Source organism: Streptomyces sp. NPDC006643 (assembly GCF_042870175.1).
Taxonomy (GTDB): domain Bacteria; phylum Actinomycetota; class Actinomycetes; order Streptomycetales; family Streptomycetaceae; genus Streptomyces.
This window is the reverse complement of the sequence record NZ_JBIAHA010000026.1, coordinates 46,821-60,717: the sequence shown is the minus strand read 5'-3', so window position 1 is coordinate 60,717 and position 13,897 is coordinate 46,821. Positions and strand designations below refer to the sequence as shown.

The 13,897-nt window shown below is 69.8% G+C and carries 9 protein-coding genes; 5 read left to right on the top strand and 4 right to left on the bottom strand.

All coding sequences use genetic code 11. The features are described 5' to 3' along the window. The first annotated feature begins 6 nt into the window (after positions 1-6). From ACFYNU_RS30575 to rox, 4 genes are all read left to right on the top strand, one after another. Positions 7-3,870 carry a tetratricopeptide repeat protein gene (locus ACFYNU_RS30575; RefSeq protein ID WP_356592628.1) on the top strand — a complete coding sequence of 1,288 codons (3,864 nt, stop codon included), beginning with the start codon at positions 7-9 and terminating at the stop codon, positions 3,868-3,870. After that, entirely contained in the window at positions 3,870-4,955 is a 1,086-nt protein-coding gene (locus tag ACFYNU_RS30570) for a hypothetical protein (RefSeq protein WP_356592626.1), read from the top strand. Before ACFYNU_RS30575 ends, ACFYNU_RS30570 begins: the two co-directional genes overlap by 1 nt. After that, positions 4,952-6,256: a hypothetical protein gene (locus ACFYNU_RS30565; protein ID WP_356592624.1), complete on the top strand. Its 1,305-nt coding sequence runs from the start codon at positions 4,952-4,954 to the stop codon at positions 6,254-6,256. Before ACFYNU_RS30570 ends, ACFYNU_RS30565 begins: the two co-directional genes overlap by 4 nt. A gap of 187 nt (positions 6,257-6,443) precedes the next feature. Further along, the gene (rox, locus tag ACFYNU_RS30560) at positions 6,444-7,889 is read left to right on the top strand and encodes a rifampin monooxygenase (RefSeq protein WP_356592622.1); all 1,446 of its coding nucleotides are present in this window, start codon (positions 6,444-6,446) and stop codon (positions 7,887-7,889) included. Positions 7,890-8,013: 124 nt separating this feature from the next. Here the strand turns inward: rox and ACFYNU_RS30555 are convergent, their stop codons facing one another. Further along, the gene (locus tag ACFYNU_RS30555; RefSeq protein WP_356592620.1) at positions 8,014-8,970 is read right to left on the bottom strand and encodes a right-handed parallel beta-helix repeat-containing protein; all 957 of its coding nucleotides are present in this window, start codon (positions 8,968-8,970) and stop codon (positions 8,014-8,016) included. 240 nt (positions 8,971-9,210) lie between these two features. Between ACFYNU_RS30555 and ACFYNU_RS30550 the strand changes: the two genes are divergently transcribed. Next, positions 9,211-9,882 carry an SGNH/GDSL hydrolase family protein gene (locus ACFYNU_RS30550; RefSeq protein ID WP_356592618.1) on the top strand — a complete coding sequence of 224 codons (672 nt, stop codon included), beginning with the start codon at positions 9,211-9,213 and terminating at the stop codon, positions 9,880-9,882. Positions 9,883-9,987: 105 nt separating this feature from the next. Here the strand turns inward: ACFYNU_RS30550 and ACFYNU_RS30545 are convergent, their stop codons facing one another. The 3 genes from ACFYNU_RS30545 to ACFYNU_RS30535 form a co-directional block, all read right to left on the bottom strand. Continuing rightward, positions 9,988-10,731 carry an NPP1 family protein gene (locus ACFYNU_RS30545; RefSeq protein WP_356592616.1) on the bottom strand — a complete coding sequence of 248 codons (744 nt, stop codon included), beginning with the start codon at positions 10,729-10,731 and terminating at the stop codon, positions 9,988-9,990. Positions 10,732-10,950: 219 nt separating this feature from the next. After that, a complete protein-coding gene (locus tag ACFYNU_RS30540; RefSeq protein ID WP_356592614.1) occupies positions 10,951-12,468 on the bottom strand; it encodes an APC family permease in 1,518 nt (505 codons plus the stop codon). After that, positions 12,452-13,759: an amidohydrolase family protein gene (locus ACFYNU_RS30535; RefSeq protein ID WP_356592612.1), complete on the bottom strand. Its 1,308-nt coding sequence runs from the start codon at positions 13,757-13,759 to the stop codon at positions 12,452-12,454. The genes ACFYNU_RS30540 and ACFYNU_RS30535 overlap by 17 nt, the downstream gene beginning before the upstream one ends. Between the last annotated feature and the right edge of the window lie 138 nt (positions 13,760-13,897).

Genomic DNA, 13,897 nt, shown 5'->3' with positions numbered 1-13,897 from the left:
AGCAGTATGAGGGAGTCAGATGACACAGCCAACTCGGCGTCCCAGGACACCTCTTGGCGAGTCCGACTGGTCAGGGGAGGGGACTACGAGGGCCCGGTGCTCGGTGCGGGAGTCCTGTTGCGGGGTGGGCTGGTGCTCACCTGCGCCCATGTGGTGCTGGCCCGGTCCCGAAAGAGGAAGGACGGCTCGCGGGTCGTCCAGGCCGGCGGGCCGCCGCGGCCCGTCGAGAACCTGTACGCGGAGTTCCCCGGCGTCCCCGGGCCCCCGCCCGCGCCGCTGCGCGCCGAGGTGCTGGCCGATCATCTGAGGCCACTGACCCCGGGCTTCAGCGGCGACATCGCCCTGCTCCAGCTGGCCTCCGTGCCATCGGTCAAGCCCGCCGTACTGGACCAGCGGATCCCGCCGCGCGGCGAGAAGGTCCACTCCATCGGTTACCCGGAGAGGTTGACCGGCGGGGAGGACCTGAGCGCCCTGCTCAGGAGTCGGGGCGGGCCCGGGCGCAATTCCGAATGGATGCAACTCGACCGGGCTCCTGGGTCGTTCGCACCACGCCGCGGCTTCAGCGGCAGCGGCGTGGTCACCAACGACGGCGCGCTCATCGGCATCATGGCTTACCAGTTCGAGAACGCCCGGGACGGGGTCAGCCACACCTACATGATCCCGACCGACACTCTCGTGGGACATCTGTCCATCCTGAAGTCCCTGTCGACCGCACAGCGGGAAGAGTTGAAGCCGAGGGGGCGTAGCGCCATCTCACGCACCATCCCGCGCAATCCGCCCACGAGTGTGTCGAACCGCGCTGCCGGACTCCGCCGCAAGGTGACGAACTGGCTCGTCGACACGGCTCCGGAGAGGGGCGGCGCGACTCTCGCCCAGCTGTCGAACCCCGTGTCCGGGACGGGCTCGGTGTCGGGCGGGCGCGCGGTCGCGGAGCCGGTTGAGCTGATCTTCGTCCGTGAGAACCGGCTCGACGACATCTCGGCGATTCAGACCACGCTCAACCTCGCCGACCGCGAACGCACTCCGCGGCGGGCAGGCACGAATGGCCGCACGGAGCCCCCCGTCGGCTCGATCGACCTGGCCGTGGACGCCGAGGGCCTGACCGCCGGCGAGCTGATCGTGTACACCGCCGAGCGCGTCGGCCTGGTGGGCGCTCGCGGACCGGAGGGCCTCGACGGGCAGGAGGATCACGCGGGACCGGAGGACGACGACGGCCTGCTCGCGCTGATCACCGCGCACCGCCTGCCGGTCTCCGCCGCGTTCCTGTCGGTCGACCGGACCTCCCCGACCGGCGATGCGGCGCTGCCGCTGCTCAGCGCCTTACGAGAGGGCGGGCTCGCCCGGTTGCTCCTTGTCTTCCACGACCGCGGGTCGCCCCTGCTCGAACGTGTCGTGGACGCGCTGCTCGACGACGCGTGGGCCGAGCGGCGCCTGACCGCCCTCGGAGCACGGATGGCTGTGCTCGCCGCGCTGGAGAAGCGGCTCCGCAGGCTGAACGCGCACTCCGGCGACCGGGACGGCACCGAAACACCTCAGTTGCGCCACCGTCAACTGACCGCGCGGCTGGCCGGGTTGCGCCAGGACGGCGAGATCCCCCGCAAGAGCGCCGCTCTCGCGTACGACCTGTTCCAGCTGGACATCGACGTCGAGGAGGCGGTGTGGCGGATCGCCTCCGCCGTACAGGGCCTCGACCGGCCCAATTCAGCGGGCGAGTACAAGGTGGTCCCGCCAGAGGACGATCTCACCGCGCTGCCGGACATCACCGTCAGGAATCCCCGCGCGTTCGTGGAGCCCGAGCCGGAGACGCCGACGGAGCCGGAGTCCGGTCTCAGGGCCGGCCAGCTGCTGCACCAGCAGTACAAGGTCGTCGGGCTGCTCGGCGAGGGGAGCAACGGCAAGGTGTATCTGGCCTGTGACGAGATGCTCAACGACCGTGTGGTGGCGCTGAAGGGCGTACGGGATCCCGACGACCAGACGGGCCGGCGGATCTCCCGGGGCGAACTGCTCCGGCTGGTCGGCCTCAACCACCCCTCGATCATCAAGGTGTACAACTACGCACCCCGGCCCGGCCATCCCGAGAAACCCGGACACCCCGCGCACAAGGCCGGTTTCATCGTGATGGAGTTCGCCGACGGAGCTCCGCTGAAGTGGGTCGCCGAACAGATCGAGCGGAACGCGGCGCCGTTCGACGGCTACCGCGTCCACGAGTTCATCGCCTCCTACGGGCTGGAGATCCTGCACGCGCTCAACTATCTCCACAAGGACGTCGAGTCCGTCTACGGCGATCTCTCCCTCACCAATGTCATCCACTGCGGCAAGGGCATCAAACTCATCGACGTCGCGGGGGTCCGGCAGATCGGCGACGCCGGGCCGGTCACCTTCCCGGCCCCCGAGATCGGCACCTCCACGAAGGTGACAGTCGCGGCGGATCTGTACGCGGTCGGGGCCGTCCTCCAGGAACTGCTCGCCCGGGTCCCCACCCGCCACGTCGACCTGGGTACCACCTCGCTCCAACGGGTGCTGGACCGGGCGATGGCGCCCAGCCCCGAGGACCGGTTCGCCGATGCGTCGGAGATGTCCGTGCAACTACGTGGTGTGCTGCGCGAGTTGCGTTCCCTGCGGCGCGACGAGGAGACGTTCGTGCCGTCATCGCTGTTCTCGGTCGCACCCGCCGCGCTCGACGGCGAGCTCGGCAAGGCCCCACCGCTCGGACAGTGGCGGCACGGCGGCAGTGTAAAACGCCCCCTGACGATAGAACCGCCCGAGGCGGCCGAGGTGGCCGTGGGCCTGCCCGTGCCCAAGGTGAGCGAGCAGGACACGAACTGGAAGGGGGCGCAGCGCACGTCGTACGAGGATCCGGCCGGTCTGCTCCAGCTCAGCGCCGGATGGGTACCTTCCGCCGAATTGGCTCTCCTGCGCTGCCGCCTCCATCTCGCGGTCGGCCGCTATCGGCCCACGGACGGGCATCTGGATTCGGCCATGGCCGAGTTGGAGCGGGCCGAGGCCGCCGTCGGCAGCCTGGCCGCGTACGACTGGCGGCTGCGCTGGCACCGGGGTCTGCTCCATCTCGCGGGAGACGAGGTGGAGTCGGCCCTGGAGTCCTTCAACCAGGTCTACGAGGCGATTCCCGGCGAGTACGCGCCCAAGCTCGCCCTCGGCTACTGCCACGAGGTTCTCGGCTACCCGCAGCAGGCGGTGATCTTCTACAGCGCGGTGTGGAAGCGCAACCGCGCCCTCGGCAGCGCGGCGTTCGGCCTGGCCCGTATCCATCTCGCCGACGGCGACACCCAGAAAGCCGTGGACCTCCTCGAAGCCGTCCCCCTCGACTCACGGCATCGCACCGCCGCCCGCACGGCCATCGTGCGGATCCACGCGGCTCCGCCCGCCGACGGCGGTCCGCCGACCGTGGCCGCCGCCGCCCGGGCCTGGGAGACGCTGCATCTGCTGGACACAAACGAGGGGCTGACGGACAGCCAGGCACAGTACCGCCTGCGCACCGACGTGCTGGAACTGCTGCTCCGGCTGGTCACCACTCCCCCGGTGCCCGATCCACTGCGCGCGCTCCGCAAGTCGCTGCCCTCGGAGATCGAGGTTCCCACCACCGAACGCGATGTGCGCAAGCAGTTGGCGGCCTGCTACGACAAGCTCTCCGGCCAGGTGCCGCGCACCACCGAAGGTGAGCACAGGAAGCTGGAGCGGGCCCTGCTCGACAACGCGTACCACACCCGCCCCTACGCGTTCAGCCACAGCAGGGGCGAGCAGCGCCAGGGACAGTTGCGCGGCTGGCGGCCGAGACGGTTGCGCGGCGGGACGACGGACCCGCCGACGGCAGACACGCCGACGACGGACTCGGCCACGGGTGAGCGGTGATGGGCCTCCGCGAGTTCACCGTGCCGTTGTGGGACCGGGCCCGTGGCTACGTACGGGACAAGGACGAGTCACGCGACAAGGGAGAGCGACGGCACACCGCGCCGTTCCTCTTCAGTCGCATGCTGCTGCTGCCGGCGCTCGGGCTGACAGTCCTGGCGCTCGCCGGGACGGCGTATCTGGACCTCCACGACCGTACGGGTCAGCTGCGCGAGCGCTACGCCCCCGCCATGGTCGAACTGGCCCATGCCAGGACGTCGTTGGCCCTCGCGCACGACGAAGCCACGCGGCGTCTCGGCGACAACGGCAAGAATCCGCTGCTCCAGACCGATCTCGTCGGGCTCGGCGAGAGGTATCCGTCCCTGCTGACCGAGGCGTCGCAGAGCCTGAACAACGCCGCGCAGACCGAGGCGCTGCGCCCCGCCCAGGAGCAGGAGGTCCGGGTGGTGTCGGGGCTGGTGGTGGCCTACGACGACTGGATCGGCTGGGCCGACAGCCATCACGAGAGCAAGGCGCTGCGCACGGCGGGGCTGGACTACGCTCGCAGCCTGCTGCACGACGTCGGCAGCCCGGACAAGCCCACGGCCGTGCTCGACCGCATCGTGGCCCTCGAAGGGGAGCTGAAGGCGGACGCGGCGGAGCTTTCGGGCTGGAGCGTGCTGTCCGCCGTGACGGCGGCGGGCGCCCTGCTGGCCGTGCTGGTCTTCGTGTTCGTCGTGGTCGGCACATTGGAGTTCGTCCGCTCCCAGTTGCATGTGCTCAGCGTGGTGCTGGCGCTGTACGCGCTCCCGGTGCCGCTGGTCCTCGGTGTGCTGGTGCCCGGCGCCGTCGGCCAGCAGCACGCGCAGCGGGAAGTGCGGGAAGCGGGAGCCGAGTTGGCCGCCGTGGGGGCGACGGTGAAGGCCGATCCGACGATCGAGTCGCTGGACGAGCGGCTCGGCGTGGAGCTGCGCGGCACGCACCCGGGCAGTTGGGCGCTGGCCGCCGAGATCGCCCTGGCGGTCGGCGCGGCGGGCGCGGTGGCGTCCGGTTTCACGTTGTTCCACTACGGCCGCAGACATCTGCAAATCCTCTGGAGGACACCGTGAGGGCTCCCTACGCTCTCCTGCGCTCGGCGCTCGCCGGCGCCCTGCTCGCCGGGGCGGCCGTCGTGTCGGCCGGGTGCGCGGCCGAGGAGAAGCAGACGCTGGTGGTGCTGGGACCGTGGACGGACGGCGAGGAGAAGCCGTTCGAGGCGGCGCTCGCGAAGATCGGTGAGCGGACGGGCCGGCACTACGCGTACGAGGGCACACGCTCGCTGCGCGAGACACTGGTCGCGCAGCTGCGCACGGACGCCCCGCCCGACGTGGCGATCCTCAACGGCACCGGTGAGCTGGCGGAGTACGCGCTCGAAGGTGACGCGCAGCCTCTGCCGCCGGAGGTGGCGACCGAGGCCATCGGGCCGTGGGCGCCGCGTATCTCGGTCACCGGCATCGACGGGGACACGGACGTGAACGCGTTCTGGGTGCCCGTGCGGGTGGACCTCAAGTCCATCGTCTGGAGCAAGGCGGGCGAGGACGAGGCGGACGAAGCCGAGGCGGTGTGGTGTCTGGGCATGGCGTCTGGCGCGACGTCCGGGTGGCCGGGCACGGACTGGATCGAGGACCTGCTGCTGCAACGGCACGGCTACGAGACGTACGAGAGATGGGCCACCGGAAACCAGCCGTGGGACAAGGGGCCGGTGAAACAGGCGTGGCAGGAATGGGCCGACGTGCTCGCCACCGACGACAAGGCGAACGCCCTGGCCTCTCTCACCAAGGACTTCGAGAGCCTGGGCGCGAACCGGTACGGGCTGCTGAACGCGAAGGACTGCACCCGCGAGCACCAAGGTTCGTTCATCCGCCGCCACTACGGTCCCGAAGTGACACCCGCGCCGACGTCGGACTTCGTCGCCGGGCTGCCGGCGGACCGGAACGTGTTCGAGGTGTCGGGCGACATGGCCGCGGTGTTCAAGCCGAGCGACGCGGCGTGGGAGCTGCTGCTCGAACTCACCTCGCCGCAGGCCCAGGCCGAGTGGGTCGAGGCGGCGGCCCCGGCGGAGCGGCCGAACTTCCCCTCCGGCGCGGCGGGGATAACGGGTGCGACGGGTACGTCCGCGGCGACGGGCCCCTCGGCGGCGGTGCTGCGGCTGTTCAACGGCGCGGACCAGATCTGTTTCGACGCGTCCGACGCGATGCCGTCGACGCTGCGGGGTGCCTTCCAACGGGCCGTACTGGAATTCCTGGAGAAGCCGCAGGACGCCGCGGCGCTCGACGGTCTGCTCGGCCAGCTGGAGGCGGAGCGGATACTCCAGAAACGCGCCGGGGCGTTCGTCCTGGACGACCTCTGCGAGGAGCCACCGGGCCGCTAGGAAATAGAAGAAGGCAAAGAGCACACGCGCTCCTTGCCACTCTCAACATATAGCGCACCGGGGGCCTTGCGGCAAGACCCCGGTCGTGCCGCAGAATTGTCGGCCGAGGCGCCAGAACATACCGAAATCAGAGCTTCACGATTTCCGTGTGCTTCTGTCTGCCATGGGCGACATATGGGGGTTCTCTGTGATTGACGTGATCGTGGCCGGCGGCGGACCGACCGGCTTGATGCTGGCGGCCGAGCTGCGGCTGCACGGCGTACGCGTGGTCGTGCTGGAGAAGGAATCGGAGCCGCCCAGGGAGGTCCGCGCACTGGGCCTGCACGCGCGCAGCATCGAGGTGATGGACCAGCGCGGACTGCTGGACCGGTTCCTCGCGCTCGGCCGGCGATACCCGCTCGGTGGCTTCTTCGCCGGCATCCGCAAGCCGGCACCCGAGCGGCTGGACACCACACATCCGTATGTCCTCGGTATCCAGCAGCCGGTCACGGAACGGCTGTTGAACGAGCACGCCGTCGAGCTGGGCGCCGAGATCCGGCGCGGCCACGAGCTGGTCGGGCTGAGCCAGGACGACGACGGGGTGGATGTCGAGCTGGCGGACGGCTCATGGCTGCGCGCACGCCATCTCGTCGGCTGCGACGGTGGCCGCAGCACGGTGCGCAAGCTGCTCGGCATCGGCTTCCCCGGTGAGCCGAGCAGGGTCGACACCCTGCTCGGCGAGATGGAGGTGACCGCGTCGCAGGAGACCCTCACCGCCGTGATGACCGAGGTCCGCAAGACCCAGCTGCGGTTCGGGGCCATGCCCTTGGAGGACGGGGCGTACCGCGTCGGCGTGCCGGCCGACGGAGTGGCCGAGGACCGTACGGTCCCGCCGACGTTCGAGGAGTTCAAGCGGCAGCTGCGGGCCACCGCCGGCACCGACTTCGGCGTGCACTCACCGCGCTGGCTGTCCCGCTTCGGCGATGCCACCCGGCAGGCGGAGCGCTACCGGAGCGGCCGGGTGCTGCTGGCCGGCGACGCGGCGCACATCCATCCTCCGCTGGGCGGGCAGGGTCTCAACCTCGGTATCCAGGACGCGTTCAACCTCGGCTGGAAGCTGGCCGCCGAGGTCGACGGCTGGGCACCGGAGGGGCTGCTGGACAGCTACGGCACCGAACGGCATCCGGTGGCCGCCGACGTACTGGAGAACACCCGGGCGCAGATGGAGCTGATGTCGATCGAGCCCGGCCCCCGGGCCGCGCGGCGGCTGGTGTCGGAGCTGATGGACTTCGAGGAGGTGAGCCGGTATCTGACCGAGAAGATCATCGCCGTCCGGATCCGCTACGACTTCGGCGAGGGCCATGAACTGCTCGGCCGGCGGATGCGGGACGTGACGCTGAAGCGGGGGCGTCTCTACGAGCTGACGCACCGGGGCCGGGGCCTGCTGCTCGACCAGACCGGCCGACTCTCGGTGGCGGGCTGGGCGGACCGGGTCGATCATGTCGTCGATGTCAGCGAGGAGTTGGACGTGCCCGCGGTGCTGCTGCGGCCGGACGGTCATGTGGCGTGGGTCGGTGAGGACCAGTCGGATCTGCGTGCCCGGCTGCCCAGGTGGTTCGGCGACGCGACGGCTGACGCGGCGAGTGAGCGGTGAGCGACGTGGCTGGTGCCCCGGTGAGCGACGCGATGAGCTGAGCGCACGGCCGGGCCTTGGCGGGTCGGCCGCCGGACGGGGCGCCCGTGCGTCCCGTCCGGCGGCCGGTGGCGGCCGGGGCCGGTCAGGGGGTGATGGCGATGTTCGTCAGGCCACGACCGCCCGTGACGGTGTTGTTCGAGTGCACGGTGGTCCGGCAGCCTGCGGTGTCCGCCGTGACGTTGATCGCGAGCTGCTTGTCGCCGGTGGCGCCGGTCAGGTCCGACTTGTTGCCGCGGAAGACCGTGCCACAGCCCCAGCCCGACTGCTGGGTGTGGGTCTCGAAGCCGTTGTTGGTGGTGTTCTTCCCGGTGTTGTTCTCGACGAGGGTGTTGTTGCCCTTGACGTCGACCCAGGAGTCGTCGAAGTTGGCGCCGGTCAGGCCCCGGCCGTCGAAGGTGTTGCCGATGATCTTCGCGCCGGTGGTGCCTTCCTTGATGTCGATGGCCTCGCCGCCGACATCGGGGCCGATGGTGTTGTTGAGGATCTGCGCGTTGTCGCTCTTGTCGGAGGTGCCGCCGGCGGAGCCGACGTAGACGCCCTCGCCCATGCCCCGGCCGTCGTTGCCGGTGTCGTAGATCCGCGAGTTCTTGACGACTCCGTCGCGGCTGGACTTGCGGAAGTGGATGCCTTCCATGTCCAGGTTGTGCACCACCACGGAGTCGATGACGACGCCGTTGGCCGTGTCCGCCATGATCCCCTTCTGGGCGCCGGTGAGGGTGATGCCCTTGACGGTCCAGTACGAGGCGCCGTTGAGGTGCAGCACGTACCCGCCGCCGGCGTTGAGGACCGCCTTCTCCGAACCGGTCAGCGTGATACGGGAGTTGGCGGTGGCGGCGACGAGCGCCTTGAAGTTTCCGGTGTAGTTGCCGTCGGCGAGCTGGATCGTGTCGCCGGGGCGGACGGTGGTGAGCGCCGACTTCAGTTCGGCGGCGGTCGTCACGTTGATGACGGCCGCGTGCGCCGGGGTGGCGGTCATGGACAGCGCGCCGGCCGTCGCGGCGACGGCGAGGACGGTGGGGAGGAGTCTGGGAGTACGCATCGCAAGAGCCTTCCTACGGGAAGTCATGGGGGTCTCATATGCGAACAGAGGACGAGCATGTGAACGAGGGGCTGATTGGCCACCGTAGGGACACCGGCGAACGGCGTCAAGGTCCGTACCAATAGCGGGAGTTCACACCGTCCGGACTTCGGCCCGCCCGCACCCCGAACCACCGACACGCCGACACTCCGACGTCGAGTTCTCTTGCACTGTCCGCACGACCGATCGTATTTTTATGCCATGACGACTACCGCAACGAAGCCTCTCACCGAAGAGGCCGACCCCTTCTGTCTCACGCCGGGACGCGCCGCCCAGCTCCTCGCCGGTTCGCCGTGGCGACGCTTCGCGGTCGCCGGCGACAGCCTGGCCGCCGGAACCGGTGGCCCCAGTCCCGGCTACACGCATCTGCCGTGGGGCGATCGGGTCGCCGATGCCCTGTGCCGGGAACGTCCCGAACTGGTCTGCCTCAACACCGGCACGATCGGCGCGACCACCGCCGACACACTGCGCCGGCAGATGGACGAGGTCGTCGCGTTCCGCCCGGATCTGCTCCATATCTCTTGCGGGGCCAACGACTTGTTCCGTCAGCGGCCCGACTTCGACGCCGTCGAGCGCACGGCGCGGCGCGTGTTCGAGCGGGCGGCCGGGACCGGGGCGCGGCTGACGACGTTCACACTCGGCAGGGCCTTCCACGTACCGGCGTTCCCGGACTTCCCCGAGCGGGTACGGATGCTCAACGCCATCATCCTGGGCCTGGCCGTCGAGTTCGACGTCCTGGTGATCGACATGTGGGACCACCCGGTCAACTCGCGGCCGGATCTGCTGAGCGCCGACCGCATCCACTTCTCGGCGTCCGGCCAGGCGGTACTGGCGTCCGAGGTGATCAACGCGCTTGCAGGCACGCTGCGCTGACGCCGCGCCGGAAGATACCGGAAGCCACCGGAAGCCACCGGAGAACGTCGGAAGACGGACGGCGGGACGACGACCGAAACGGGGTCGCCGTCCCGCCGTCGCCCGTCAGGCGTTCGGGTCGAACGGGATGTCGGCCGGCTTGGCCTTGGCGAGGTGCGAGTTGAACGTGCTGTCCTTGATACCGAGCGTCGCGCTGCCGAAGTCGGCTCCGCTCAGCTTGTCGCGCAGACCGGCGGGGTAGCCCTCCCAGCCGACGAGCGTCGGATACTGCCACGTGCCCCGGTGGTTCTCCGGCGGCTCGTCGCCCGTGCTCGCGGCCCGGAAGGCGTGCGTGCTGCCGCCGTCCTTGTGGTAGACGACCTTGGCATGAGTGCCGTCGAACTGGATCTGGGAGCGGTTGTGGATCTGGAACCCGCCGTGGGCGGACGTCGACACGTACTCGACGTTGTTGTCCTTGACCCACACCACGATGTGTTCCCAGTCGTGGCGGTGTCCGGCGCTGCCGCCGCCGAGTGACACCTGGTCCTTCTCGAAGTAGGAGGCGTACATGATCGCGCACCACCCGTTGTTGCACTTCTCGCGCGAGTAACTGTTGCTGTTCTCCAGGTCGGAGAGGTCACGGCAGTTGCCGTTGACGTCGCCGCCCAGTCCCAGACCCGGGGCGACGGTGCCGTCGGGGCCGATGGCGGGGCTGGCGTAGCAGCCGTCACCGTCGTAGTCGTAGGCGGGCTGGAACGTCCGTTCCTGCTCGTTGGCGTTGCCGGGGAGTGCCCGTGGGGGGTCGGCGAAGGCGGTGGCCGGCGCGGCCACCACCAGTGCTATGGCTCCGACGGAACTCAGGAGGGACATCCTCCCGAGCCGTCGCGCGGAGCCCGTTCGCCTGGCCGAGGGCCAACTCTTCTTCAACTGCGTCCTCCTGGTCGAACCCGCTGTGGGGAGCGGGCTGGGCCGGGCCGTCCACGGCACGCATGTCAGCCATGTCGTGCGCGTGGCGGCCACTGAACACGCAGAGTCTGCCGGGAGTTGACGATCAGCGGCAATGAACCGGATGTGTCGGAAGCCTGTACATCAGCCCTCGACGTCCTCGGTGCCGAGCGATTCGTAGCGGACCGAGTCGCGGCGGCGGATCCGCACGGCCATCACGACTCCCACCAGGAACAGCGCCGGAAGCGGCAGCAGCAGCGCCCAGTTGGTGGCCGATCCCGCGGCTGTGAGGAGGTCGAGCTGGGAGACCGAGAGCCACACGAGCACCACCAGGCCGACAGCGGCTATGGCGGGCGCTATCAGCACCCGCCAGGGCGAGTGGCCCCGGAGGTTCCTCGCGAAGAAGAGGACCACCGCGAGCGCGGTGAGCGCTTCGAGCGCGAGGATGCCCAGCACCCCGGGCGCGGCCGACCAGAGGAAGACCACGAGATACGGGTCGGCGCCCAGGATCATCGCCAGTCCGAGGACCACGGCGTTGACGACGGTCTGCGCGACGGTTCCGCCGACCGGTGCGCCGGAACGCCGGTGGATCCTGCCGAACGCGCTCGGCAGCACACGCTGCCGGCCGAGCGCGAAGAAGTAGCGGGACGCGGCGTTGTGGAAGGCGAGGGCGGCGGCGAAGGCGCTCGTGCAGAGCAGGATCTGACCGAAGTCGGAGGCCCACGCGCCGACGTAGTGGGTGATCGAGGCGAACGTCATGTTCGCCACGTCGTCACCGCCCGCGAAGGCGAGCGCGCCGTCGGAGCCGTACGCGACGAACACGCACCACACGGAGAAGGTGTAGAAGACCGCGAGGAAACCGATGGCGATGTAGGTGGCGCGCGGGATCGTCCGGGCCGGGTCGCGGACCTCCTCCGCGTACAGCGCCGTCGCCTCGAAGCCGATGAAACCGCCGGCGGTCAGGACCAGCAGCGCCCCGAAGCCGTCATGGGTGATCAGGCTGGGTGCGAAGACGCTCACCGTCGGGCCGCTCGCGCCGCCCTTGACCAGTACGAACACCTCGTAGATGACGAGCACGAGGAGTTCGAGACCGAGCGCGATGCCCAGCACACGGGCGCCGAGGGTGACCTTGGAGTAGCCGAGGAACGCGACGGCGGCCGTGCCGACCACCGCGATCAGCTGCCAGGGGACGTCCAGGCCGAAGAGCGAGGAGAAGGTGTTCGCCGTGTAGTACGCGAAACCGGCCAGCAGACAGACGGCCATCGCGTTGTACGCGACGAGCGCGACCAGCGCGGAGCCGATGCCGAGCGGACGGCCGAGACCCCGGGCGATGTACGAGTAGAAGGCGCCGGCGTTCTTGATCATCGGGCTCATCGCGGTGAAGCCCGCGGCGAAGAGCAGCAGGATCGCGCCGGGGACGATATAGCCGTACGCGGCCGACTCGCCGCCCGTACGGATCGCGAGCGGCACCACGCCGGCCATGACCGTGAGGGGCGCGGCAGCCGCGACGACGAAGAAGACCAGGTCCTTCGTGGTCAGCCCGGCGTTGGCGAGACGGACCGGCCGCGGCTCGGCGCCGGGGCCCGTGCCCGCTCCCGTACCCGCTCCGGCGCCCGTGCCCGCGCTCGTGCCCGCGCCTTGGGTGTCAGACGACTTCGCCATGACGGGCCCTCCCGTCCGGCAGCTCTGTTCTGTCGTCCGACCGGTCGACCCAGACCTGGGTGCCCCGCTGGACACGGACGATGTGCTCCTTGCCGTACGCCTTCGGGGTGTCGAGCGGGTTGAGCCCGAGCGCCAGGACGTCCGCGCTCTTGCCGACGGTCAGCGAGCCCGTGACGTCGTCCACCCGCAGCGCGCGTGCCCCGTTGAGGGTGGCGGCGACCAGGGCGTCCATCGGCGGCATGCCCGTCTCGATCATCGTCCTGACCTCGGTGAGGGTGGACACGCCGAAGGGGACGGTCTCGCTGGAGAAGCTGTCGCTGCCCACGGCGATCCGCACACCGGCGGTGCGGGAGGCGTTGAAGTTGTCGGCCACGCGGTTCTTCTCCTTCTCGACCATCGTCTCGCCCCGGTAGGACTCCAGACCCTGGCGCGGCGGCGGCGGGTAGTGGTCGAACCACGGGCCGAGGAACAGCTGAAGCGTCGGTACGTGGACGACGCCCTGGTCGCGCATCATCTCGATGCACTCCTCGTCCAGCTCCTCGCCGTGTTCCAGTGTGGCGACCCCGGCCCGCAGACAGTCCTTGGTCGCGGCGAGGGACTCGGCGTGCGCGAGCACCGGAGCGCCGACCATACGCGCCTCCCGGACGACCGCGCGAAGCTCGTCGAGGTCGAAGTGCTGGTCGGTCTCCAGCTCCTTGTCCCACATGCCGCCGCCGGTCGCCCAGATCTTGACGGCGTCGGAGCCCATGCGGTTCAGCAGCCGGACGGTCTTGCGGATCTCCTCGGGGCCGTCGGCGAGCAGGGCCCACGGGTGGCTGCGCTGGACCAGGTCGCAGTGCAGGTTGTGCGCGTCGCCGTGGCCGCCGGTCCGGGAGATGCCGGGGCCGCAGGCGACGATCCGGGGTCCTGGCAGCCGCCCGGCGTTGACCGCGCGCTTGAGGCGCAGCCCGTTGCGGGAGATGTCCCGGATGGTGGTGACGCCGTGGACCATCAGCTCTCGCATCTGGACGGTCGATTCCACGGCCTGCTGGAGGTCGTCCTCGATGACCCACTGGGTGAAGTCGGAACTCTGGGTGCCGCCGAGATGGGTGTGGCAGTCGATGAGGCCCGGGATCAGGGTCGCGTCGTGGAGGTCGACGTGTTCCGCCGTGCCGGGCACCTGTACCTCGGTCTCGGTGCCGACGGCGGTGATGACGCCGTCGGTGACCACGAGAACGGCGTTGTCGATCGGATCGGCGCCCGTCCCGTCGATCAGTGTGGACGCATGGAGAGCATGTATTTTCGTTGCCATGGAGCACCTCTACCGTCAAAGTGATGGCAGAAAGCTAGGCGCACGATCAATATGGTGTCAATGAGTCCTGTCGAGTAATCTCCTGACGAAAGTGGCGGGCCCGCTGGACCCGCCGGCGTTCAGGACCTGAGGAGCACG